This is a genomic window from Pseudomonas faucium, assembly GCF_021602585.1.
Classification (GTDB): domain Bacteria; phylum Pseudomonadota; class Gammaproteobacteria; order Pseudomonadales; family Pseudomonadaceae; genus Aquipseudomonas; species Aquipseudomonas faucium.
Genome location: NZ_BQIP01000001.1, coordinates 18,040 through 41,443 on the forward strand (window position 1 = coordinate 18,040; position 23,404 = coordinate 41,443).

At 66.4% G+C, this 23,404-nt stretch carries 23 protein-coding genes; 14 read left to right on the forward strand and 9 right to left on the reverse strand.

All coding sequences use genetic code 11. The annotated features are described in order from the left end of the window. The first annotated feature begins 8 nt into the window (after window positions 1–8). Genes ureE through ureG form a run of 4 tightly spaced genes read left to right on the forward strand, consistent with a single transcriptional unit; the run spans window position 9 to window position 2,381 of the window. Window positions 9–506, forward strand: a complete 498-nt coding sequence (ureE, locus tag L6D75_RS00105; RefSeq protein WP_176517960.1) for an urease accessory protein UreE — start codon at window positions 9–11, stop codon at window positions 504–506. Between the two features lie 20 nt (window positions 507–526). Continuing rightward, window positions 527–1,072 carry a HupE/UreJ family protein gene (locus L6D75_RS00110; protein WP_176517961.1) on the forward strand — a complete coding sequence of 182 codons (546 nt, stop codon included), beginning with the start codon at window positions 527–529 and terminating at the stop codon, window positions 1,070–1,072. Continuing rightward, complete coding sequence (locus tag L6D75_RS00115) at window positions 1,072–1,746, forward strand: urease accessory protein UreF (RefSeq protein ID WP_176517962.1); 675 nt, start codon at window positions 1,072–1,074, stop codon at window positions 1,744–1,746. The genes L6D75_RS00110 and L6D75_RS00115 overlap by 1 nt, the downstream gene beginning before the upstream one ends. A gap of 11 nt (window positions 1,747–1,757) precedes the next feature. Further along, window positions 1,758–2,381: an urease accessory protein UreG gene (ureG, locus tag L6D75_RS00120; protein ID WP_236193286.1), complete on the forward strand. Its 624-nt coding sequence runs from the start codon at window positions 1,758–1,760 to the stop codon at window positions 2,379–2,381. 5 nt (window positions 2,382–2,386) lie between these two features. On the opposite strand, the gene L6D75_RS00125 is transcribed toward ureG, so the two are convergent. Together L6D75_RS00125 and L6D75_RS00130 are read right to left on the reverse strand one after the other, a co-directional pair. After that, window positions 2,387–3,115 carry a DUF899 domain-containing protein gene (locus tag L6D75_RS00125; RefSeq protein ID WP_236193288.1) on the reverse strand — a complete coding sequence of 243 codons (729 nt, stop codon included), beginning with the start codon at window positions 3,113–3,115 and terminating at the stop codon, window positions 2,387–2,389. Window positions 3,116–3,378: 263 nt separating this feature from the next. After that, entirely contained in the window at window positions 3,379–4,038 is a 660-nt protein-coding gene (locus L6D75_RS00130) for an HAD family hydrolase (RefSeq protein WP_236193291.1), read from the reverse strand. Window positions 4,039–4,131: 93 nt separating this feature from the next. On the opposite strand from L6D75_RS00130, the gene lexA reads away from it, so the two are divergent. The 4 genes from lexA to L6D75_RS00150 are packed head-to-tail and all read left to right on the forward strand — an operon-like array spanning window position 4,132 to window position 9,862. Then, window positions 4,132–4,749 (forward strand): transcriptional repressor LexA, encoded by a 618-nt coding sequence (gene lexA / locus L6D75_RS00135; RefSeq protein ID WP_236193293.1) that lies wholly within the window; start codon window positions 4,132–4,134, stop codon window positions 4,747–4,749. Next, window positions 4,749–5,360 (forward strand): translesion DNA synthesis-associated protein ImuA, encoded by a 612-nt coding sequence (imuA, locus tag L6D75_RS00140; RefSeq protein WP_176518357.1) that lies wholly within the window; start codon window positions 4,749–4,751, stop codon window positions 5,358–5,360. Before lexA ends, imuA begins: the two co-directional genes overlap by 1 nt. A gap of 6 nt (window positions 5,361–5,366) precedes the next feature. Further along, window positions 5,367–6,785: a Y-family DNA polymerase gene (locus tag L6D75_RS00145; RefSeq protein WP_236193295.1), complete on the forward strand. Its 1,419-nt coding sequence runs from the start codon at window positions 5,367–5,369 to the stop codon at window positions 6,783–6,785. Continuing rightward, a complete protein-coding gene (locus tag L6D75_RS00150) occupies window positions 6,782–9,862 on the forward strand; it encodes an error-prone DNA polymerase (RefSeq protein WP_236193296.1) in 3,081 nt (1,026 codons plus the stop codon). Before L6D75_RS00145 ends, L6D75_RS00150 begins: the two co-directional genes overlap by 4 nt. Window positions 9,863–9,974: 112 nt before the next feature. Here the strand turns inward: L6D75_RS00150 and L6D75_RS00155 are convergent, their stop codons facing one another. Together L6D75_RS00155 and L6D75_RS00160 are read right to left on the reverse strand one after the other, a co-directional pair. After that, a complete protein-coding gene (locus tag L6D75_RS00155; RefSeq protein WP_236193298.1) occupies window positions 9,975–10,796 on the reverse strand; it encodes an aldo/keto reductase in 822 nt (273 codons plus the stop codon). After that, window positions 10,784–11,689, reverse strand: coding sequence for a LysR family transcriptional regulator (locus L6D75_RS00160; protein WP_236193300.1), 906 nt, complete (start codon window positions 11,687–11,689; stop codon window positions 10,784–10,786). Before L6D75_RS00160 ends, L6D75_RS00155 begins: the two co-directional genes overlap by 13 nt. Before the next feature lie 139 nt (window positions 11,690–11,828). Between L6D75_RS00160 and L6D75_RS00165 the strand changes: the two genes are divergently transcribed. From L6D75_RS00165 to L6D75_RS00175, 3 genes are all read left to right on the forward strand, one after another. Continuing rightward, window positions 11,829–12,527 (forward strand): CoA transferase subunit A, encoded by a 699-nt coding sequence (locus L6D75_RS00165; protein WP_176518303.1) that lies wholly within the window; start codon window positions 11,829–11,831, stop codon window positions 12,525–12,527. A 35-nt stretch (window positions 12,528–12,562) separates the two neighbouring features. Then, window positions 12,563–13,219: a CoA transferase subunit B gene (locus L6D75_RS00170; RefSeq protein WP_236193303.1), complete on the forward strand. Its 657-nt coding sequence runs from the start codon at window positions 12,563–12,565 to the stop codon at window positions 13,217–13,219. Window positions 13,220–13,363: 144 nt separating this feature from the next. Next, on the forward strand, window positions 13,364–14,782 hold the full coding sequence (locus L6D75_RS00175; protein WP_236193305.1) for a short-chain fatty acid transporter: 1,419 nt from the start codon (window positions 13,364–13,366) through the stop codon (window positions 14,780–14,782). Between the two features lie 124 nt (window positions 14,783–14,906). Here the strand turns inward: L6D75_RS00175 and L6D75_RS00180 are convergent, their stop codons facing one another. Continuing rightward, window positions 14,907–15,791, reverse strand: a complete 885-nt coding sequence (locus L6D75_RS00180) for a dihydrodipicolinate synthase family protein (RefSeq protein ID WP_236193307.1) — start codon at window positions 15,789–15,791, stop codon at window positions 14,907–14,909. A 33-nt stretch (window positions 15,792–15,824) separates the two neighbouring features. Further along, on the reverse strand, window positions 15,825–16,607 hold the full coding sequence (locus L6D75_RS00185) for an aldolase (RefSeq protein WP_236193309.1): 783 nt from the start codon (window positions 16,605–16,607) through the stop codon (window positions 15,825–15,827). 154 nt (window positions 16,608–16,761) lie between these two features. On the opposite strand from L6D75_RS00185, the gene L6D75_RS00190 reads away from it, so the two are divergent. Together L6D75_RS00190 and L6D75_RS00195 are read left to right on the forward strand one after the other, a co-directional pair. Then, on the forward strand, window positions 16,762–17,304 hold the full coding sequence (locus L6D75_RS00190; protein ID WP_236193311.1) for a helix-turn-helix domain-containing protein: 543 nt from the start codon (window positions 16,762–16,764) through the stop codon (window positions 17,302–17,304). A 10-nt stretch (window positions 17,305–17,314) separates the two neighbouring features. Further along, window positions 17,315–18,097 carry an AraC family transcriptional regulator gene (locus L6D75_RS00195; protein ID WP_236193312.1) on the forward strand — a complete coding sequence of 261 codons (783 nt, stop codon included), beginning with the start codon at window positions 17,315–17,317 and terminating at the stop codon, window positions 18,095–18,097. A 136-nt stretch (window positions 18,098–18,233) separates the two neighbouring features. On the opposite strand, the gene L6D75_RS00200 is transcribed toward L6D75_RS00195, so the two are convergent. Further along, the gene (locus L6D75_RS00200; RefSeq protein ID WP_236193313.1) at window positions 18,234–18,815 is read right to left on the reverse strand and encodes a LysE family translocator; all 582 of its coding nucleotides are present in this window, start codon (window positions 18,813–18,815) and stop codon (window positions 18,234–18,236) included. A gap of 260 nt (window positions 18,816–19,075) precedes the next feature. Between L6D75_RS00200 and L6D75_RS00205 the strand changes: the two genes are divergently transcribed. After that, on the forward strand, window positions 19,076–20,647 hold the full coding sequence (locus L6D75_RS00205) for a TerC family protein (protein ID WP_236193314.1): 1,572 nt from the start codon (window positions 19,076–19,078) through the stop codon (window positions 20,645–20,647). On the opposite strand, the gene rarD is transcribed toward L6D75_RS00205, so the two are convergent. Both rarD and L6D75_RS00215 read right to left on the reverse strand, forming a co-directional pair. Further along, the gene (gene rarD / locus L6D75_RS00210; RefSeq protein WP_176517859.1) at window positions 20,610–21,497 is read right to left on the reverse strand and encodes an EamA family transporter RarD; all 888 of its coding nucleotides are present in this window, start codon (window positions 21,495–21,497) and stop codon (window positions 20,610–20,612) included. The genes L6D75_RS00205 and rarD overlap by 38 nt on opposite strands. 34 nt (window positions 21,498–21,531) lie before the next feature. After that, the gene (locus tag L6D75_RS00215; protein WP_236193315.1) at window positions 21,532–23,118 is read right to left on the reverse strand and encodes an EAL domain-containing protein; all 1,587 of its coding nucleotides are present in this window, start codon (window positions 23,116–23,118) and stop codon (window positions 21,532–21,534) included. Between the last annotated feature and the right edge of the window lie 286 nt (window positions 23,119–23,404).

A 23,404-nucleotide genomic window follows, 5' to 3' on the forward strand; every position in this document is an offset into this window, starting at 1 on the left:
GAGCGAAGATGATTGTCCTGACCCACCGCATCGCGGCCGCCGGCACTGTCACCGGCACCTTGACCCTGGACGTCGACAGCCGCATCAAGAGCCGGCTGCGCGTGACCCTCGACGACGGCCGCGAAGCGGGCCTGATGCTCGAACGCGGCCACCTGCTGCGCGGTGGCGAGCTGCTCGCCGATGCCGAGGGCAAGCAGGTGGTGCGCGTGCTAGCCGCAGCCGAACGGGTGTCGACGGTGCGTTGCCAAGACCCGCACCTGCTGGCCCGCGCGGCTTATCACCTGGGCAACCGCCACGTGCCGCTGCAGATCGAGCCCGGCCTGCTGCGCTACCAGCACGACCATGTGCTCGACGACATGCTGCGCGGCCTGGGCCTGACGGTGCACACCGAGCAGGCGCCGTTCGAGCCGGAAGCCGGTGCCTACCAGAGCGCGGCACACAGCCACAGCCACAGCCATAGCCACGGTAACGATCACCCGTTCGTGCGCCTGCCCGCCCATTCCTGACCTCGCCAATGGAGTAACCCATGAAAAAGACTTTCGCCCTTGTTCTGCTGCTGGTCGCGCTGCCGGCCTTCGCCCACCCCGGCCACGACAGCAACCCGCTGCACGATGGCCTGCTGCACCCGCTCACCGGGCTGGACCACCTGCTGATGCTGCTGGGGACCGGCGTGCTGGCCGCGCTGACCCGGCGCAACCTGAGCCTGCCGCTGGCGACCCTGGCGGCGATGTTCGCGGGCGCGGTGTGCGGCCACCTGTTCGGCGATGTGCTCGGCATGGAAACCTTGATCGCGGTGTCGGTGCTGGTCGCCGCTGCCGCCGTGCTGTTGCCCAGCCGCCAGTTGCTGCTGGCGCTGGCGATGCCGGTGTTCGCCCTGTTCCATGGCTGGGCGCACGGCGTCGAGGCCACGCCCAGCGCGTTCTGGCTGTTCAGCGCAGGCTTTGTGACCGTCAGCGGCCTGTTGCTGCTGGCGGGCTTTGCGCTCGGTTGCCTGCTGCGCCGCCATAGCGGCCTGCAGAAAGCCTTCGGCGGCGGCATGCTGGCCGGTGCAGCCCTGGTGCTGGCCGGTTGATGGACAGCGACCTGGCATTGCTGCGCCTGCTGCAGCTGGCCAGCCCCGGCCTGCCGGTCGGTGGCTTCACCTACTCGCAGGGCCTGGAGTGGGCCGTGGAAGCGGGCTGGGTGGCAGATGCTGCCGGCTTCAGCGCCTGGCAGCACGAACAGCTGCACGACACCCTGGCCTGCCTGGACTGGCCGGTGCTGGCGCGCCTGTACCGCGCCTGCCAGGCCGATGATGCCGAGGCGTTCGCCCACTGGAGCCGTTTTCTGCTGGCCAACCGCGAAACCGCCGAGCTGCGCCTTGAAGAGCAGCAACGCGGCTCGGCCTTCGCCCGGTTGCTCGATGGCTGGCAACTGGGCCAGGCCCCGGCCTGGCGCCCCAGCCTGGAACTCAGCCAGCTGGGCGGCATGGCCTGGCTGGCCGTGCACTGGTCGATCCCGCTGCGCCAGCTTGCCCTGGGGCAGGCCTTCGCCTGGCTGGAAGGCGCGGTGATGGCCGGCGTCAAGCTGGTGCCGTTCGGCCAGCAGGCGGCGCAGACGCTGCTGCGAGAGTTGAGCGGCGCCTTGCCCGCGCTGCTCGACCAGGCCCTGGCCCTGGAAGATGACCAGCTCGGCGGCGGCCTGCCGCTGCTGGCGATTGCCTCATCGCGTCACGAAACCCAATACACCCGTTTGTTCCGTTCCTGAGGACTGCCTACATGCAAAGCTATCAGCAACCCCTGCGCGTCGGTGTCGGCGGCCCCGTCGGCTCTGGCAAGACCGCGCTGCTCGAATGCCTGTGCAAGGCCATGCGCGAGCATTACCAGATCGCCGTGGTCACCAACGACATCTACACCAAGGAAGACCAGCGCATCCTCACCGAGGCCGGCGCGCTGGAGCCCGAGCGTATCGTTGGCGTGGAAACCGGTGGCTGCCCGCACACGGCGATCCGCGAGGATGCCTCGATGAACCTGGCGGCCGTCGAGGCGTTGGCGCGCAAGTTCGGCAACCTGGAAGTGATCTTCGTGGAAAGTGGCGGCGACAACCTCAGCGCCACCTTCAGCCCGGAGCTGGCCGACCTGACCATCTACGTCATCGACGTGGCCGAGGGCGAGAAGATCCCGCGCAAGGGCGGCCCGGGCATCACCAAGTCGGACTTTCTGGTGATCAACAAGACCGACCTTGCGCCCTACGTGGGCGCCTCGCTGGAGGTGATGGAGCGCGACACCCGGCGCATGCGCCCAGAGCGCCCGTGGACCTTCAGCAACCTGAAGAAAGGCGACGGCCTGCAGGCGGTGATCGACTTCATCGTCGAGCGCGGCATGCTCGGGGTGCGTGGCTGAGCCCCTCACTCATGGCAGCAGTGCGGCTTCGCGGGTTGCCCCTCGTAGCGATCGTGATGCCGCACCCAGTCCATGGTCCCGGCCTCGTTGCGCCCCAGCGGCGCGATGTCGAGGAAGTTGTAGGTGTTGACCAGGATGTCCAGCCCGCGGGCGTAGGTGGAGTAGGTGTGGTACACCGCGCCGTCCGGCTCACGGTAGAAGGCGCTCAGGCCCGGTAGTTCGGCCTCGTTGCCGGTATAGGGCTCATAGTTGTACTGGCGCTCGCCCTGGCTGCCTACACTGACCCCGAAGTCTTCATTGAAGCCGCTGCCCTGCGAGGAGTACCAGGGGAAGCGCCAGCCCATGCGCTGGCGGAACGCCTGGAACTCGGCGTAAGGCGCGCGCGACACGGCAACCAGCGACACATCGTGATGCGCCAGGTGCAGGTTGGCGCCGTCGAAGTGGTCGGCGAGGAACGAGCAGCCGGGGCAGCCTTCGCTCCAGCCTTCGACGAACATGAAGTGGTAGAGCAGCAACTGGCTGCGCCCGGCGAACAGGTCGGCAAGGCTCAGCTCGCCGTCCGGCCCCTGGAAGCGGTAGTCGTGCTCGACCTTGACCCAGGGCAGGGCGCGGCGGGCGGCGGCCAGTTCGTCGCGCTGGTGGGTGAAGGCTTTTTCGTGCAGCCAGAGTTGCCGGCGCGCAGCCAGCCATTGGCTGCGTGAGACGACCTCGTGACCGTTTTCTGGATGGCTCATGGCGGTGACTCCGCGCGTTGGGATTCACTCATGGTCGTAGGAGCGGGGCCTGATTCGACAGGCAAGCGAGAAGGGCGACGAACGGGCGCCAATGGCCGGTACGGTGAAAGGCCCTTGTGGGAGCCGGCTTGCCGGCGATAGGGCCCGACAGAGCAATCAAGGCGACAATCTATTTGCCTGCACCGGCCTCATCGCCGGCAAGCCGGCTCCCACAAGGGATCGCATCAACTTTGCAGGCATTCCACACAGGGCGATAAAAGGACCTACCCCTGCATCGCTTCGATCAACGCCCACAAGCGCGGGTCATTGAAATCATCCACTACCAGCTTCGCCCCGGCAGCCATCAGCCGCTCGGCCGTCTGGGTCGTCGCCAGCCCCACGGTGAAGATGCCGGCAGCACTGGCCGCCTTGACCCCCGGCAACGAATCCTCAAACGCCAGCGCTTGCCCGGCCCGCGACTGCAACCGCTCGAGCCCGGTCAGGTAGGGCAGCGGATCGGGCTTGGCCCGTGCCAGCTCCTCGGCCACCAGCACATGCTCGAAACGCTCGCCCAGGCCCATGGCCGCCAGCATGTGCTCGGCATTGAGCCGCGGTGCGTTGGTCACCACGCACATGCCAACCCTGTGCTCCTGGGCATGGGCCAGCAAGCGCAACAAACCCGGCATCGGTTGCAGTGCCGGGGCCATTTCGCGGAACAGCGCCTCCTTGCGCTCGGCCAAGGCCTGGCATTGCGCTGCACTGGCCTGCGGAAACAGCTCGGCGAACAACTCGCCATTGGCCCGGCCACTGACCTGGGCATCGAACTGCGCCTGGGTCAGCTCGCGCCCGTCGTAGTCATGCAGCAACTGGCGAAACGCCTGCAAATGCAGGGTGTCGGTGTCGGTCAGGGTTCCGTCGAGGTCGAACAGCAGGGCAGTCAGCATCAGGTATCCAGATAGTTAAAAACACACGCCCGGGGATGATAACCAAAGCCGACGACGAAGGGGGCTGTTCAGTGTGTCGGGAAAAGAGTACAAATGTACTCCATGGACAATCTCACCCCAAAACGCCGGGCAATCCTCGACTTCATCCGCGAGCGCATTGCCGACCACGGCCAGCCCCCGAGCCTGGCCGACATCGCCAGCCGCTTCGGCTTCGCCTCGCGCAGCGTGGCGCGCAAGCACATCACCGCCTTGTGCCAGGCTGGCTACATCGACGTCACCCCCAACCAGGCGCGCGGCATCCGCCTGGCCGAGCCGCTGCGCCGCCCGGAAATCCTCGAAGTGCCGGTGCTGGGCCAGGTGGCGGCAGGTGCCCCGATCGGCCCCGACCTGGGCATCCACGAGCAACTGCTGCTCGACCCCAGCCTGTTCCGCCGCACTCCGGACTACCTGCTCAAGGTGCGCGGCGACTCGATGGTCGACGACGGCATCTTCGACGGCGACCTGGTGGGTATCCGCCAGCAGGGCGATGCCCGTGACGGCCAGATCGTGGTCGCCCGCCTGGACGGCGAAGTCACCATCAAGCGCTTGCAGCGCCAACCGGGCGGCTACCGGCTGTTGCCCCGCAACCCGGCGTATGCGCCGATCGATGTCGGGCCGGAGCGCGACTTCTTCATCGAAGGCGTGTTCTGCGGCCTGTTGAGGCGCGACTGATGGGCGCGGTAGTCGATCTCGATCGGCTGCTGGATCAGCGCCAGGTCTGGCGTGGGCGGCAGGTACAAACGCGCCCCGTCGGCCTGCAGCCCACCGGCCACGCCACACTCGACGAGCGCCTGCCCGAGGGCGGCTGGCCGGCGGCGGCATTGAGCGAACTGCTGCTGGCCAGCCCCGGTTGTGGTGAACTGCAGCTGCTGTGGCCTTCCTTGGCACGGCTCACGGGCGAGGGGGGCAGGGTGGTGCTGGTGGCGCCGCCCTTCATACCTTACGCGCCGGCCTGGCAGTCGGCGGGTGTGGACCTGCGCTGGCTGGTGCAGGTCGACGCCGAGGCGCAGGATGCGCTCTGGGCCGCTGAACAATGCCTGCGTTCGGGCAGTTGCGCTGCCGTGCTGTGCTGGCCGCAGCGGGCCGACGACCGCGCCTTGCGGCGCTTGCAGGTGGCCGCTGAAACCGGCCAGGCACTGGCCATTGCCTGCCGGCCGCAACAGGCGGCGCACAACCCTTCACCCGCGGCGCTGCGCATTGCCATCGACACCCAGCCTGCCCAGTGGCGCGTGCTCAAGTGCCGCGGTGGCCTGCCCCCGGCTGTGCCGATCGGGCGAGGCTGATGCGCCATGCTCTGGGCCTGCATCCTTTTGCCGCAGTTGGCGCTGGACTCGATCCTGCGCGAACGTGACGACACCGCTTCGCCCCTGGCCCTGATCGGCGGCCCGAGCCAGCGCCGCATCCTGCAAGCCGTCAACCCGGCCGCTGCGGCGCTGGGCTTGCGCGCCGGGCAGAGCCTGACCGCCGCGCGGGCCATGGCCGATGGCTTCCAGTGCGTCGAAGCCGATGCGGCGCGCATCGAGCAACTGCAGCAGTTGCTGGCCGCCTGGGCCTACCGTTTCAGTGCCCAGGTCAGCCTGCATTACCCGCGGGCGCTGTTGCTGGAAGTGGGTTCGAGCCTGCAGCTGTTCGGCCCCTGGCCTGTGTTCGAGGCGCGCTTGCGAGAGGAGCTGGCCGCGCTGGGGCTGCGCCAGCGGATCGTGCTGGCGACCAACCCGGTGGCGGCGCGCATGCTTGCCAACGGCCATGACGGCCTGGCGCTGACCTGCCCGCAAGCCACCCGAGCCGCACTGGCAGCCATGCCCATCACCCGCGTGGGCCTGCCCCAGGACGCCGCCGAAGCCTTTGGCCGCATGGGCTTGCGCCAGCTCGGGCAAGTACTGGCATTGCCGCGCGATGGCTTGGCCAAGCGCTTTTCGGCGCAGGTGCAGCTGCACCTGGACCAATTGCTTGGCCTGCGCAGCCTGGGCCTGGATTTCTACCAGCCACCCGACCGCTTCGAAACGCGGCTGGAACTCAACTTCGACGTCGAGTCGCACCAGGCCCTGCTGTTCCCGCTGCGGCGCATGCTCAACGACCTGGCGGCGTTTCTCGCCGGGCGCGATTGCGGCGTGCAGCGCTTCTGCCTGTACCTGGAGCACGCCGAGGGGCCGGATACGCAACTGCAGGTTGGCCTGCTGGCTGCTGAGCGCGATGCAGCAATGCTCTTCGAGCTGGCCCGCGGGCGCCTGGAACCGCTGCGCATTCCGGCGCCGGTGCGCAACCTGCGCCTGGTTGCCACCGACCTGCCGCCTTTCGTGCCCCAGCACCAGGCCCTGTTCGACCCGCGGGCGCAACAGGCCCAGCCCTGGGAGCAACTGCGCGAGCGCTTGCGCGCCCGCTTGGGCGATGACGCGGTCAAGGGCCTGCGCGCCGAGGCCGACCACCGCCCGGAATGCGCCTGGCAAGGCGCCGAACAAGGCGCGCCCGCCAGCCTGCAGGCCCTGCCGGGCAGCCGCCCGGGCTGGTTGCTGGCGCAGCCCGTGCCCCTGGAAACCCATGGCCACACCTTGCTGAGCCAGGCCGAGCGCATCGAGTCGGGCTGGTGGGACGGCGGCGATGTGCGCCGCGACTACTACCGTATCGAAACCCGCGAGGGCCTGCGCGGCTGGGCCTATCGCGACCTGGCGCAACCCGGCCCGCTGTGGCTGCAGGGCTGGTTCGCATGAGCTGCGTGGGTTACGCCGAACTGCATTGCCTGTCCAATTTCAGCTTCCAGCGCGGGGCTTCCAGCGCCGAAGAACTGTTTCGCCGCGCCCGCGAACAGGGCTACCAGGCGCTGGCGATCACCGACGAGTGCACCCTGGCCGGCATCGTGCGGGCCTGGCAGGCGGCCAAGGCGCAGCAGCTGCGTTTGATCGTCGGCAGCGAAGTGCGCCTGCGGGACGGCCCGAAACTGGTGCTGCTGGTGGAGAACCTGGCCGGCTACCAGAACCTCTGTGCCCTGATCACCCGTGCGCGGCGGCGGGCAGAGAAGGGCGACTACCAGTTGTTGCGCGACGACTTGCTTGAGCACCATGCGGGGCTGTTGGCCATCTGGCTGGCCGATGACCCGAGCGACCCGGCGCCCGGCCAGTGGCTGCACGCGCTGTTCGCCGAGCGCCTGTGGCTGGGCGTGCACCTGCACCGGGGCAGCGATGACCAGGCCCGGCTGGCCAGCTTGCGCAACCTGGCGGCGCAGCTGGGCATCCGCGCCGTGGCCTGTGGCGACGTGCACATGCACGTGCGCGGTCGGCGCGCCTTGCAAGACTGCATGACCGCCATCCGCCAGCACTGCAGCGTGGCCGAGGCCGGGCGCTACCTGTACGCCAATGGCGAGCGCCACCTGCGCACCCTCGAGCAAATGGCCGAGTTGTACCCGGCCGATCTGCTCGCCGAAACCCTGCGCATCGCCGAGCGCTGCCGCTTCGACCTCGGCGAGCTGAAGTACCAGTACCCGCGCGAACTGGTGCCCGAGGGTCATACCCCGGCGAGCTGGCTGGGCGAGCTGTGCGAACGCGGCTTGCCCCTGCGCTGGCCGGCAGGGCCGAGCGAACGGGTTCGCGAGGTGCTGTACAAGGAGCTCGCGCTGATCGAAGAGCTGGGTTACGAGAGCTACTTTCTCACCGTGCACGACATCGTCGCCTTCGCCCGCAGCCAGCATATCCTCTGCCAGGGGCGGGGTTCGGCAGCCAACTCGGTGGTGTGCTTCGTGCTCGGCATCACCGAACTGGACCCGATGGAACACCGCCTGCTGTTCGAACGCTTCCTGTCTCGCGAGCGCAACGAGCCCCCCGATATCGACGTGGACTTCGAGCACGACCGGCGCGAGGAAGTGATCCAGTACGTGTTCCGCCGCTATGGCCGGCACCGCGCCGCACTCACGGCGGTGGTCAATACCTACCATGGCGCCGGGGCAGTGCGTGATGTCGCCCGGGTGCTGGGCCTGCCGGCCGACCAGGTGGATGCCCTGGCCAAGTGCTGCGGCCGCTGGAGCGACCGCATCCCCGATGAACAACGCCTGGCCGAGGCCGGCTTCGAGCCGTCCAGCCCGTCGTTGCAGCGCATCCTGCGCCTGGCTGCGCAGTTGATCGGCTTCCCGCGGCATTTGTCCCAGCACCCCGGCGGCTTCGTGATTTCCGAACAGCCCCTGGACCACCTGGTGCCGGTGGAGAATGCGGCCATGGCCGAGCGCACGGTGATCCAGTGGGACAAGGACGACCTGGACATGGTCGGCCTGCTCAAGGTCGACGTGCTCGCCCTGGGTATGCTCAGTGCCTTGCGCCGCTGTTTCGACCTGCTGCAACGCCACCGTGGCCGGCATTTGACCCTGGCGACCATCCCCAGCGAAGACCCGGCCACCTACGCCATGATCAGCCGCGCCGAAACCATGGGCGTGTTCCAGATCGAGTCGCGGGCGCAAATGGCCATGCTGCCGCGGCTCAAGCCCAACACCTTCTACGACCTGGTGATCGAGGTGGCCATCGTGCGCCCCGGGCCGATTCAAGGTGACATGGTGCACCCCTACCTGCGCCGGCGCATGAAGCTGGAGCCGATCACCTACCCATCGCCCAAGCTCAAGGAAGTGTTCGGGCGCACCCTGGGCGTGCCGCTGTTCCAGGAGCAGGTCATGGAACTGGCCATGGTCGCTGCCGACTACAGCCCTGGCGAGGCCGACCAGTTGCGCCGCAGCATGGCCGCCTGGAAGCGCCACGGCGGCCTTGAACCCCACCGCGTGCGGCTGATCGAGGGGATGCTGCGCAATGGTTACGACCTGGCCTTTGCCGAGCGCATCTTCGAGCAGATCAAAGGCTTTGGCAGCTACGGCTTTCCCGAGTCGCACGCGGCCAGCTTCGCCTTGCTGTGCTATGCCAGCAGCTGGCTCAAATGCCACGAGCCGGCGATCTTCACCTGTGCGCTGGTCAACAGCTGGCCGATGGGCTTCTACAGCCCTGACCAGCTGTTGCAGGAGGCGCGGCGCCAGGGCATCGAGGTACGCCCGGTGGATGTGCTGCACAGCGAATGGGACTGCACGCTGGAGCCTGTCGCCCAGGGCGCCCTGGCCATCCGCCTGGGCTTGCGGCAGATTCGCGGCTTTGCCGAAGCCGATGCCCGGCGGCTTGAGCAGGCGAGGGCGCAACGGCCCTGGCGCGATGTCGAGGACCTGTGCCTGCGCTCGGGCCTCGACAGCCGCGCCCGTGCCCGGTTGGCCGATGCGGGGGCGTTGCGGGCCTTGGCAAGCGATCGGCATCAGGCGCGCTGGCAGGTGGCGGCGGTGCAGCCGCAGTTGCCGCTGTTCGCCGAGCTTGAAGCGTCACCCGAGGCCGCGGTAGCCCTGCCTGCGCCGACCGTGGGTGAAGACCTGGTGGCCGATTACGACACCTTGGGCACGACTTTGGGGCCGCATCCGCTGTGCTTGTTGCGCCCGCGCTTGCGCGCCCTGGGGTGCCGCAGTTCGGCGCAGCTTGCGGGGGTGGAGCATGGCGATGCGATTGCCGTGGCGGGGCTGGTGGTGGGGCGCCAGCGCCCGCAGACGGCCAGTGGCGTGACCTTCGTGACGCTGGAGGATGAGTTCGGCATGGTCAATGTGGTGGTCTGGCGTGAGCTGGCCGAGCGGCAGCGGCGGGCGCTGGTGGGGGCGCAATTGCTCAAGGTAAGCGGGCGGCTGGAGCAGGAGAATGGCGTGCGGCACCTGATTGCGCGGCGGCTCGAGGATATCAGTGTGTTGCTGCAGGGGCTGGATGTACGCAGCCGGGATTTTCATTGATAGCAGTGGCCTCATCGCCGGCAAGCCGGCTCCCACAGTAAAGCTGCGCAACAGGCCTGTAGGAGCTGGCTTGCCAGCGATTGGGCTGCAAGGCAGCCCCATTGCAATGCGATCAGACCATCGCCAAATGCTGCTTGCGCGTCGGCGCCGGGAATACACGATCGATCGCCCGCAGGTCCTCGCTGCTCAACACCAATTCTCCAGCCGCCGCATTAAGCCTCACATGTTCCGGCGCCACCGCCTTGGGAATGGCCACGACCCCGTCTTCACGAGTCACCCAGGCCAGGCTGACCTGGGCCGGCGTCGCCCCATGGCGCTCGGCAATCTCGGCCAGCAGCGGGTGCTGCAACAGCCGCCCGGCCTGGGCCAGCGGGCAGTAAGCCATGGTCGGCAGGCCCCGCTGCCGGCTCCAGGGCAGCAGGTCGAATTCGATGCCACGCTGCACCGGGTTGTACAGCACCTGGTTGGTGGCGCAGTCAGGGTTGTGCAGTTCGCGCAGGTCATCGACATCGAAGTTGGACACCCCCCAGCGGCGAATCTTGCCTTGCTCGCGCAAGCGCTCGAACGCCTCGACGGTCTCTTCCAGCGGGTACTGGCCACGCCAGTGCAGCAGGTAGAGGTCGATCACGTCGGTGCCCAGGCGTTTCAGGCTGCGCTCACAGGCCTCGGGCACGCCGCGCCGGCTGGCATTGTGCGGGTACACCTTGCTGACCAGAAACACCTGGTCACGGCGCCCGGCGATGGCCTGGCCGACCACCTTCTCGGCGCCGCCTTCGGCGTACATTTCGGCCGTGTCGATCAGGTTCATGCCCAGCTCGATACCTTGCTGCAGCGCTGCCACTTCAGCCGCGCGCTGGGCCGGGTCTTCGCCCATGTACCAGGTACCCTGGCCTATGGCCGGTACGTTGCAACCTGCCAGTTTCACGTAACGCATGTCACCTCCGGAGCGTGGGTGTGGGAAAGCAGCACTTCAAGCAGCGCCTGGGCTGCGGTGGAAAGCTTGTGGTCACTCAGGGCAATCACGCCGATGCGCCGCTCCACGGCGGGCTCGACCAGCGTCACGCAGCGCGCGCCCAGTTCCTGCATCTGGTTGATGCACAGCGCCGGCACCGCGCTGACGCCCAGGCCACTGGCGACCATGCGGCCAATGGTCGACAGCTGGTGGCTTTCGAACGCCACCGCCAGCTTGCCGTGCAACGCCGCAACATTCTGCTCCAGCAGCAGCCGCACGGCCGACGGGCGTTGCAGGGCGATGAAATCCTCCGCCAGCAATTGTGTCCAGGCCACTTGCTGTTGCAAGGCCAACGGCGAGTCGGCAGGCACCACGGCAACGAAACGGTCCAGGTACAGCGGATGGAAGTCCAGGCCATCGCAATTGTCCGGCTCAAAGCCAATGCCCAGTTCGACGCGGCGATGGCGCACCAGTTCCAGCACCTGCTCGTTGATCACGTCGTGCACGGTGACGTTGACCTTGGGGTAGCGCTGGCGAAACACCTTGAGGCTGTGGGGCAGCAGGTTGCCGGCAAAGGCCGGAATGGCCGCCACCGATACCCGGCCCAGTTGCAGGGTGAAGCGCTGGCGCAGCATTTCTTCGGTGTCGTCCCAGTCCGCCAGCAGGCGCCGGGCCAGCGGCAGCAGCACTTCGCCCTCGGCGGTCAGGCTGACGCTGCGCGTGGTGCGGGCGAGCAGGGCGCCGCCGAGCTTGTCCTCCAGCGCCTTGATGGTCAGGCTCAAGGCCGGCTGGGAAACGTGCAGGTGCTCGCCAGCCTGGGCAAAACTCTGGTACTTGGCGACGGCGACGAAGGCGCGCAGTTGCTTGACGTTCATGGCAGGCTCACGTTTATTTTGGAAACATTATCAATCGATGATGAAAACAAAATTAACAAATCAGTCGCCAGCGGTGAAGATGCAGGTACACGCTCACCGACAGCCTCGTCGGTTCAACAACTACAAAAGGCGGATCAACATGGCCGGACTGGACAAGCGCGTAGCAACCTATGAAGAGGCCCTCGACGGCCTGACCGACAACATGACGGTGCTGGCGGGCGGCTTCGGCCTGTGCGGCATCCCGGAAAACCTCATCAACGAAATCCGCCGCCGTGGCGTCAAGGGCCTGACCGTGGTTTCCAACAACTGCGGCGTCGACGGCTTTGGCCTGGGCGTGCTGCTCGAAGACCGGCAGATCCGCAAGATGATCGCCTCCTATGTGGGCGAAAACGCCGAGTTCGAGCGCCAACTGCTCAGCGGCGAGCTGGAAGTGGAACTCACCCCCCAAGGCACCCTGGCCGAGAAAATGCGCGCCGGCGGCGCCGGCATCCCGGCCTTCTACACCGCCACCGGCTACGGCACCCCAGTGGCCGACGGCAAGGAAGTGCGCGAGTTCAAGGGCCGCAAGTACATCCTCGAAGAATCCATCACCGGCGACTTCGCCATCGTCAAGGGCTGGAAGGCCGACCACTACGGCAACGTGGTGTACCGCAACACCGCGCAAAACTTCAACCCGCTGGCCGCCACCGCCGGCAAGATCACCGTGGTCGAAGTGGAAGAGATCGTCGAGCCCGGCGTGCTGTTGCCCAGCGAAATCCATACCCCGGGCATCTACGTTGACCGGGTCATCGTCGGCAGCTTCGAAAAGCGCATCGAAAAGCGCACCGTCAAGGCCTGAGCGCCGTCCATCAGAACAACAAAGAGATCCTGACCATGGCACTGACCCGCGAACAGATGGCGCAACGCGTCGCCCGTGAACTGAAGGACGGCTACTACGTCAACCTGGGCATCGGTATCCCGACCCTGGTGGCCAACTACGTACCCGCCGACATGGATGTGATGCTGCAATCGGAAAACGGCCTGCTCGGCATGGGCGAGTTTCCGACCGAAAGCACCCTCGATGCCGACATGATCAACGCCGGCAAACAGACCGTCACCGCCCGCCGCGGCGCCTCGATCTTCGACTCGGCGCAATCCTTCGCCATGATCCGTGGCGGCCACGTCGACCTCACCGTGCTGGGCGCCTTCGAGGTGGACGTGCAGGGCAACATCGCCTCGTGGATGATCCCGGGCAAACTGGTCAAGGGCATGGGCGGCGCCATGGACCTGGTGGCCGGTGCCGACAACATCATCGTCACCATGACCCACGCCTCCAAGGACGGCGAGTCCAAGCTGCTGCCCCAGTGCAGCCTGCCGCTGACCGGCGCCGGCTGCATCCGCAAGGTGCTGACTGACCTTGCGTACCTTGAGATCGAAAACGGCGCCTTCATCCTGCGCGAAACCGCGCCTGGGGTGAGCGTCGAGGAGATCATCGAGAAGACTGCCGGCAAACTGATCGTGCCGGATGATGTGAAAGAAATGACCTTCTAAGCCATTTCTCTCCCAACCCTGTGGGAGCGGGCCTGCCCGCGAATGCCCTGGCGAAGTTGCCAGCGCATTCGCGGGCAAACCTGCTGCCATGGGGTTTTTGCGTTGTGTTCGTTATTCGATAAAACCAATAAAAGGAAAGTACCCGTGGCCGCTGAAATTCAAGACAGCCGCTCCGCCCGCTTTGCCCTGCGCTGCTCCAACTGGGCCGAACGCTGGTTCCCCGACTCCTGGGTCTTCGCAGCCCTGGCCGTGATGCTGGTGTGCATCGGCGCCCTGGCCATGGGCGCCAAGCCCACCGACACGGCCAAGGCCTTTGGCGATGGCTTCTGGAGCCTGATCCCGTTCACCATGCAGATGGCCTTCGTGGTCATCGGCGGTTACGTGGTGGCCAGCTCGCCACCGGCCGCACGGCTGATCGACCGCCTGGCGCGGCTGCCGAAGAACGGCCGTTCCGCCGTCTGCTGGGTGGCGTTGATCTCGATGCTCGCTTCGCTGCTCAACTGGGGCCTGTCGCTGGTGTTCGGCGGGCTCCTGGTGCGGGCGCTGGCGCGCCGCACGGAGCTGAAGATGGACTACCGCGCCGCAGGCGCCGCCGCCTACCTGGGCCTGGGCGCCGTGTGGGCGCTGGGCCTGTCGTCGTCGGCGGCGCAATTGCAGGCCAACCCGGCCAGCCTGCCGCCATCGATCCTGTCGATCACCGGGGTGATCCCGTTCACCGAAACCATCTTCCTCTGGCAGTCCGGGGTGATGCTGGCGGTGCTGGTCGTGGTGTCGCTGGTGATCGCCTATGCCACCGCGCCTGGCGCGGGTAGCGCGCGCAGCGCCGAAGACTGCGGCGTGGACCCAAGCTTCACGGCGCCGCCCGCACCGCAACGCACCCGCCCGGGCGAATGGCTGGAATACAGCCCGATCCTGATCCTGCTGCTGGTGGCCCTGGCCGGCGGCTGGCTGTACCAGGAGTTCGCCACCAAGCCTGCGATCACCGCGATTTCCGGGCTCAACACCTACAACCTGCTGTTCATCATGCTCGGCGCCTTGCTCCACTGGCGCCCGCGCAGCTTCCTCGACGCCGTGGCCCGCGCCGTGCCGACCACCACCGGGGTGCTGATCCAGTTCCCGCTGTATGGCTCGATCGCGGCCATCCTTACCCAGGTCAAGGGCGTGGATGAGCAGACCCTGGCGCACCACATTTCGCTGTTCTTCACCCAGATCGCCACCCACGACACCTATGCGCTGCTGATGGGCGTGTATTCGGCGGTGCTGGGCTTCTTCATCCCTTCGGGCGGCGGCAAGTGGATCATCGAAGCCCCCTACGTGATGATGGTGGCCAATGACCTGCAGTACCACCTGGGCTGGGCGGTGCAGATCTACAACGCGGCAGAAGCGCTGCCGAACCTGATCAACCCGTTCTACATGCTGCCGTTGCTGGGGGTGCTGGGGCTCAAGGCGCGCGATTTGATCGGCTTCTCGTTCGTGCAGCTGCTGGTGCATATACCGTTGGTGCTGGTGCTGCTTTGGGCGCTGGGCACGACCTTGCAGTACGTGCCGCCGGTGATGCCTTGAATTAAATAGACTGGCAGCGAACCTGTGGGAGCCGGCTTGCCGGCGATGAGGCCTATGCAGGCGAAAAACGCCTTGACCCTTATCGCCGGCAAGCCGGCTCCCACAGGTGCTGTGTCAATTACCGCTATTGCAGGGTGTTGAGCAACGCCGCCAACTTCGCCCGGCCCTGCTCATCCAACCCGAACACCGGCCGACGCGGCTCACCCACCGCTAGCCCGGTCAGTGCCAGCCCTGCCTTGATGGTCGCAGGCAGCCCGCCTTTGAGAATGAACTCGAGCAACGGCAGCTGCCGGTAGAACAGCGCCCGGGCGTGCTCCAGTTCACCGGCCAGCACCGCCTGGTAGAGCTGCTGGTTGAGCGCCGGGATCAGGTTCGGCGCCGCCGTGCACCAGCCTTTGGCCCCGGCCACGAACGCCTCCAGCGCCAAGGGGTTGCAGCCGTTGTAGAACGGCACCTGGCCTTCACCGAGCAGCTGCAGCTTGTGCATGCGCTGGATGTCGCCGGTGCTCTCCTTGACCATGGTCACGTTGGCGACTTCCCGCACGATCCGCAGGATCAGCTCCACCGGCATGTCGGTGCCGCTGGTGGCGGGGTTGTTGTAGAGCATGATCGGCAGGTCGATGGCCTCGCCGATGGCCCGGTAGTGCTGGAGGATTTCTGCTTCGCTGAGCTTCCAGTAGGCCGCCGGCAGCACCATCAGCGCATCGGCGCCGTGGGCCTGGGCGAAGCGGGCGCGGCGCACGGCGCCGGCGGTGGTCAGGTCGGAGACGCTGACGATGGTGGGCACGCGCCGGGCCACCTGGGCCAGGCTGTACTCGGCCACTTGTTGCCATTCGCTGTCGCTCAGGTATGCGCCTTCTCCAGTACTGCCCAGCGGCGCGATGGCCTGCACGCCGCCGTGCACAAGGCGCTCGATGGACTGGCCGAGGGCCGGCAGGTCGAGCTGTTCGCCGTCGGCGCTGAACGGGGTGATGGTGTAGCCGATGATGCCGTTGAATTCTGTGGTCATGATTGTGGGCTCCGCAAGCAAGGCATTCAGGGGTCAGTTCAGGCAGTCGGCGTGGGCGCGCAGGCTTTGCCGGGCAAAGTAGTTGAAGGCAGCCGCATGGCGCTTGGGCCGGTCGATCCAGTCGTGCGCTTCGCGGCCCAGCGCCGGGGCGATGGGTTTCACGGTGCCGGCGGCCATGGCCAGCAGTTGCAGGCGCGCGGCGCGCTCGATCAGCTGGGCGTAGACGCAGGCCTGTTCGATGCTGGTGCCGGTGGACAGCTGCCCGTGGTGCGAGAGCAGGATGGCGCGCTTGTCGCCCAGGGCGGCGCTGATGATTTCACCTTCTTCGTTGCCCACCGGCACGCCGGGCCAGGCTTCGAGGAAGGCGCAATCGTCGTAGAGCGGGCACAGGTCCATGTGCGACACCACCAGCGGCACTTCGAGCATGGACAGGGCGGCGACGTGGGTGGGGTGGGTGTGGATGATGCAGTTCACGTCCGGGCGGGCGCGGTACACCCAGCTGTGGAAGCGGTTGGCCGGGTTAGGCATGCCCTGGCCTTCGAGTACATCAAGGTCCTCGTTGACCAACAGCAGGTTGCTGGCGCTGATTTCGTCGAAACCCAGGCCCAGTTGCTGGGTGTAGAAGGTGCCCGGCTGCGGGCCGCGGGCGCTGATCTGCCCGGCAAGGCCAGAATCGTGGCCGTGCTCGAAGAGAATTCGGCAGGTCAGGGCCAGCTTTTCCCGTACAGTCCACGTATTATCGGCAAGCGAGCCTTGCATCTGCGTCAGGGCTTTTTGCACCAGCTGGTCTTTGCTGTGTGTGAGGGTCTTGGCCATGGGGGTGTGTCCTCGGTGGCGTGATGGTGGATGTCGGTGCTTGCCCGCCTCGATACTTTGGTCGGTGGAGAGGCGGTCAATCACATGACACAGATTATCCTATATGACACAAAGTGTCATGAGCAAGTGCGTTCGTTTGGGAAAACCGCTGCACATGTCTATCCGATTGAAATTGCTGAGAAAAAAACTAGGGATCACGCTTGAGGTGCTGGCCGACAAGGCAGGCATGACCAAGAGCTACCTGTCCAAGGTCGAACGGGGTCTGAACACGCCGTCGATTGCCGCTGCGCTGAAGCTGGCGCGGGCACTGAACGTCAATGTCGAGGAGCTGTTCGCCGAAGAGCAAGCCGGGCAGGGCCGCTATAGCCTGGTGCGCCAGGGCGAGCGCCAGGCGCTGGTGGGTGACGGCCAGGGGCCGGGGTATGCGGCGCTGACCAGCCAGGTCGGCCAGCGCAGCCTGTTGCCGTTTCTGATCCAGCCGCCAACCGAGTTCAGCGACCCGACCTTCAAGGAGCACCAGGGCGAAGAGTTTCTGTTCGTGCACGAGGGGCAGGTGGAGGTGGACTTCATGAACGAGCGGGTGTTGCTGGCGCAAGGCGATGCGCTGCATTTCAATGCCCAGACCCCGCACCGCCTGCGTTCGGTCGGCCCGCGCCCGGCGCAGTTGCTGGTGGTGGTGCACGACAGCGGCGAGTGAGGGCCGTGCGATGATCGAGGTGTCGCGGTTCTGGCGAGATCCGGCGTTGCCCTTTGTCGAGGCCCGGCGCGTGGGGGATGGGCGCAAGGTGTGCTATGCGGCCCATTCCCATGAAAGCTTTTCCATCGGTGTGATCACCGGCGGGCGTAGCACCTACTTGAGTGCCGGCAGCCAGCGCGAGGTGAGCGCCGGCACCACGGTATTGATGAACCCGGGCGTGGTGCACACCTGCAACCCGATTGCCGGGCAGGGCTGGTCGTACCTGATGCTGTTTGTCGATATGCCGTGGTTGCGGGCGCAAGGCTTCGCGCTGCCGGCCCAGGCCTGCAGCACCTCGCCCGCGTTGTACCAGCGGCTGCTGCAGCTGTTTGCCGATTTGTTCGATGGCGAGAACGACGACCGGGAAGCGCGGCTGGCGTGCTTTTTCGATGACCTGCCCGGTTATCTGCAGTCCGTGGCGCAAGAGCAGCGCGATGCGCACCCGCGCCTGGACACTGCGGCAGCGTTCATTCGGGCACACCGCCTGGACCCGTTGAGCCTGGCGGATATCTGTGCGGCCAGCGGGCTGTCCCGGTCCTATCTGATTCGCGCCTTTGCCCAGCGCTTTGGCCTGACGCCCCATGGTTACCTGCTGGACCAGCGGGTGCAGCATGCACGGGCGCAATTGCGCAGGGGCAGGGCGATTGCCGAGGTGGCGCTGGAGGCGGGGTTTGCCGACCAGGCGCACCTGCAGCGGGCGTTCAAGCAGCATCTGGCGGCGACGCCTGGGCATTATCGCGATGCCGAGCATTGAGGTTTGTCCGTCATGGCCCTTTCGCGGGGCAAGCCGACTCCCACAGTGTGGACTGCGCCACCAATCCAACCCTTAGGGCAGTCCAGTGTGCCTGTGGGAGCGGGCTTGCCCCGCGAAAGGGCCGGCAAAGCCAACATCAATAGACCAGATACCCCGCACTGCCCACGAGCAACACCGCCAGACTGCGGTTGAGCAGCCGCAAGTAGCGCGCCTCGTTCAAGTAGTGGCGAATCACACTGCCGGCCCACGCCCAGCAGGCCACCGAGACGAAACAGATCGGCCCGTAGATCCAGCTGAACAACCACAGCAATTGTTGCTCCCCCCCGGTATAGGCCCCAACACCCGCCACCGCCGCCAGCCAGGCCTTGGGGTTCAGCCACTGCATCGCCGCCCCTTGCCAGGCCGAAGGTGGATGCTGGCGCTGCTCGCCCGTCAACTGGCCGCTGTCGCAAGCCAGCCTCCAGGCCATGTACAACAAGAATGCCACGCCGCCCCAGCGCAGCACCTCGCCCAGCAACGGCCAGCGCAGCAGCAGCTCGTGCAGCCCCAGCCCCACCAGCACCAGCAGCAGGCAGAACCCCAGCGTGGCACCGGCCACATGCCCCAGGCTGGCGCGCAGCCCGTGGCGTGCACCGCTGCCCAGGGCAACGATATTGACCGGGCCGGGCGATATGGACGCGGCCAAGGCGAAGGCGGCCATGGAAAGGGACAGGCTCATCGGTTGACTCCGTGCAGGGGATGGATGGCCGTCATCCTGCCGTGCGGGCTGCCAGGGGTATTGAAGAAAAGTCCCCCAATGACCTGTTACAGGTTTTGTAATAGTTTTGCGCTGTCAGAAAAACCTGCTGTGCTTGTAGCATCGACGTCCCTAATTGCTATCAAGGTCCCCATGAGCACCTTCGCGGAGCCCCCCAGTTCCTGGCCGTCCCGGCCATCCTTCCTTCGTCCCCGTGACGCTTCCTTCGTGAGTACCCGCTAATGGAATGGCTAGCCGACCCCACGGCCTGGCTAGGCCTGTTGACGCTTATCGTCCTCGAGCTGGTGCTGGGTATCGACAACCTGGTGTTCATCGCCATCCTGGCCGACAAGCTGCCGCCGCATCAGCGCGACCGCGCGCGGGTGATCGGCCTGAGCCTGGCATTGATCATGCGCCTGGGCCTGCTGGCGAGCATCTCGTGGATGGTCACCCTGACCGCGCCGCTGTTCGAGGTGTTCGGCAAGAGTTTCTCTGGCCGCGACCTGATCATGCTGTTCGGTGGTGTGTTCCTGCTGTTCAAGGCCACCATGGAGCTGCACGAACGCCTCGAAGGCCACGTCACGCAGAACAGCGGCGGCTTGCGCCATGCCGCGTTCTGGCCGATCGTCGCGCAGATCGTGGTGCTGGACGCAGTGTTCTCGCTCGATGCGGTGATTACCGCGGTGGGCATGGTGGAGCACCTGTCGGTGATGATGATCGCGGTGATCTTCTCGATCGGCATCATGATCGTCGCCAGCAAGCCGCTGACCCGCTTCGTCAACGCCCACCCGACGGTGATCATGCTGTGCCTGGGCTTCCTGATGATGATCGGTTTCAGCCTGACCGCCGAAGGCCTGGGCTTCCACATCCCGAAAGGCTACCTGTACGCGGCGATCGGCTTCTCGATCCTTATCGAGCTGTTCAACCAGCTGGCCCGTGCCCGCCGCAAGCGCAGCCTGCAGCAGCACCGGCCGCTGCGTGAGCGCACCGCCCATGCCGTGCTGCGCCTGCTGGGCGGGCGGCGGGTGGAAGCCGACGAGGTGGGTGAGGAAATTGCCGACCTGGTCGAGGGTGGCGAAGAGCAGGTGCTGTTCGACCGCCGCGAGCGGGTGATGATCAGCGGCGTGCTGAACCTGGCCGAGCGGCCGATCCGTACCGTCATGACTGCCCGTGCCGAGGTCGATGTGCTCGACCTGGCGCAGCCGGCGGCGGCGATCACCGAGGCGCTGGCCCATTCGCCTTACTCGCGCCTGCCACTGATTCGCGAGGGCCGCATCGACGAGCCGCTGGGCTTCGTGCACAAGAAGGAGTTGCTCAAGGAGTACCTGTCGGGCAATGCCCCTGACCTTGAAGGCATGGCCCGCGCGCCGTTGAACCTGCTGGAGAGCTTCAGCATCCTCAACGCCCTGGAGCAGATGCGCAGCCAGTCGACGCACATTGCCTTCGTGGTCAACGAGTTCGGTGACTTCACCGGCCTGCTGACCATGACCGACATCCTCGAGTCGATCGCCGGTGAGCTGCCCGACGCCAGCGAAGTGGAAGGCCCGGAGATTGTCGAGGAGGGCGGCAGCTTTGTCGTCAGCGGTGCCCTGAACCTCAGCCAGGTCCAGGCCCGTACCGGTTTCGTCGCCCGCGCCACCGAGGACTACCAGACCCTCGCGGGCCTGGTGATGAGCCTGCTCGACCGGCTGCCGGTGGTCGGCGACCACCTGGCCTGGAACGGCTGGAGCATGACCGTGGTGGCGGTGGAGGAGCGCCGGGTGCGCCAGGTGCGCCTTACACCGAACGCCGGCGCTGACGCATCAGGTGCTTGAAGCCTTCGGCCACCAGCACCAGCACCGCGGCCCAGATCGGCAGGTAGGTCAGCCACTGATCCGGGCCGATGGTTTCGCCCAGCAGCAGCGCCACGCCGACCAGCAGCACCGGTTCGACGTAGCTGAGCAGGCCGAACAGGCTGAACGGCAACATGCGGCTGGCCAGCACGTAGGCGATCAGGGCCGATGCACTGATCGCCCCAAGCAGCGGGATCAGGCCGTACAGGCCGGGGTGCGCCAGCAGGTCGGCGCTGCTCAGCGGGCCCTGGCTGACGAAGTACAGGGCCCAAGGCAGTAGCAGGCACATGTCGCACCACAGCCCGCCCAGGTGGTCGGTGCGGCAACGCCGACGCAGCACGAAGTAGATCGGGTAGCCGATCGTCACCAACAGGGTTTCCCAGGCGAAGCTGCCGTTCTGGTACAGCTCGTGCCCCACACCCAGCGCAGCGCAGCTCACCGCCACTTTCTGCAGGCGCGACAGGCGCTCGCCGTACACCAGCCGGCCGGTGAGCACCATCGCCAGCGGCAGCAGGAAGTAACCCATCGACACTTCCAGGCTGCGCCCATGCAGCGGCGCCCAGAGAAACAGCCACAGCTGCACACCCATCAACCACGAGGTGCCGACCATGCCCAGCAGCAGGACGGGCGTGCGGCGCACGCGGGCGAGCAGCTCGCCGACGCGTTTGAAGTCCTTGCTCACCAGCATGAACAGGGTCAGGCAAGGCAGGGTCAGCAGGGTGCGCCAGCCGAAGATTTCTTCGCCATCGAGCGGTGACAGCAGGGAGGTATAGAAGTACATCACGGCGAACAGGCAGGACGCCGTGACCGAACAGAAAATGCCTTTTGACACGAATGCCTCGGATAGGGGGGAGTGAGCGGGTGGATCAGCCGCGCATGATCTCAGGGGGCGCGCCCTGCGGCAACCGCGCGGCGCCCGGCTGGCTGGCCAGCGCCTGGAGAAACTCGGCCGCCGGCATGGGCCGGCCGAACAGGTAGCCTTGCTGGAAGTCGACGCCATGGCGGGCCAGGTAGTCACGCTGGACTTCGCTTTCCACGCCTTCTGCCACCAGGCCCAGGTGCAGCTTGCCCGACAGCTCGATGATGCTGTCCAGAATGTGCTGCGACAGCGCATCGCCCCCGATCATGGCCACGAAGCTCTGGTCGATCTTCAGGTAGTCGACCTGGAACTGGCGCAGGTAGTTGAGGCTGGACTGGCCGGTGCCGAAGTCGTCCAGGGCGATCATCACGCCCATTTCATGCAGTTTCTCGAACAACTCCAGGGTGATCGGCGTGGCCTCGATCAGCTTGCGTTCGGTCAGCTCCAGGGTCAGCACCACCCGCCCCGGCGGGAAGTGCTGCAGGAAGGTGCGGCAATCGTCGAGCAGGTTCAGGTCGCGGCAATGGTCGGCGGTGATGTTGATGGCGATGTGAAAGCCATCCTCCATCAGCGCGGCGTAAGGGGCGAGGCTGTGCGCGGTGTGCAGCATCAGCGCCCGGGTCATCTCGACGATCTGGCCGCTGTGCTCGGCATAGGGAATGAACAGATCCGGGCGCACCAGGCCTTCGTGGGGGTGGTTCCAGCGCATCAATACCTCGGCGCCGGCCCAGCGGTAGTCGTCCTTGCGCACCACGGGCTGGAAATAGGGCAGAAACTCGTCGGCTTCAAGGGCCCGGCGCAGTTCGGCGCGCGGCGAGTTGGCGCGGCGGATCTGCCAGCGGCAGGCGGTGCCGGCCACCGCACCCAGAAGCAGCAGCAGGCTCAGCAGCGCCGGGTAGTGGCTGCGCAGCAGCTCGCCCGGGGTTGCCGCGCTGTAGCCGCCGTGAACGCTGAACGGGTAGCGGGTGGAGCTTTGCGTCACCTCGGCGACCGGCGCGCTGGGCAACGGGCCCTGGTGCACCACGCCGTCCTGGCCCATCCAGTCATCGCCCACCCGCAGCTGCAACTGCTGGTCGGGGCCGATCAGGCGCAGTGCGGTCACCAGGTGCTCGCCATCGACGGTCGCGATGGCGCCACGTTCGCCTTCACTGGCGCGATACACCAGCAGGGCGTGGCCTGGGGTGACCGAATTGCCGTCCATCAGCCACAACCTGCCGTCGGTGTAGTCGCGGGGGTCGACCGGCTCGTCGAACTCGCCGAACAACGATGTGCAATAGAGGTTGTTGTGCTGGAACAGGTTGGTCGAGCGCACGTAGGCGTTGCGGGTGACTTGGCCACGCAGCGACAGCTGGGTCTGCTCGCAGGGGCTGCCGGCCAGTGGCAGCAGGGCCTGGGCGGTGCTGGAGAGGGTATCGAGGATGTGCTCGACCTGTTCCACCACCTGGCGCGTGGTGGCCTGGCTGTTGGCCTCGAGCTCGCGCTCCACCTGCCAGTGCATCACGATCAGGCCGAACGCCAGCGGCAATGCGCCGACCACCCAGGGGAGGAGGGTGCGCCAACTCCACCGGGCAGGGCGTTTTACGGTAAGGGGCATGCTGGCCTAATCTTCATGGAAGGTAACGTGCTGAGGATAGCCGTTTGTCGGTGAAGGTGGCGAACAAATGCGCGACAAAGGAATTTACGCACTGTAGAATCGATTTACGAATACAACAATAAGGTCCTTCCCTGTTGAAGGATCGATCCCGCCGAGAATGGGTCCCTATGACGAATCCTGGGTTCAAGCTGACCATTGGTGACTTCCTCGCCCGCAGCGTGCGCGGTATCCCGTGCTCACCGCCATCGCCGTTCCACATCCCACGCAATCAATAATCTTTAGCTGC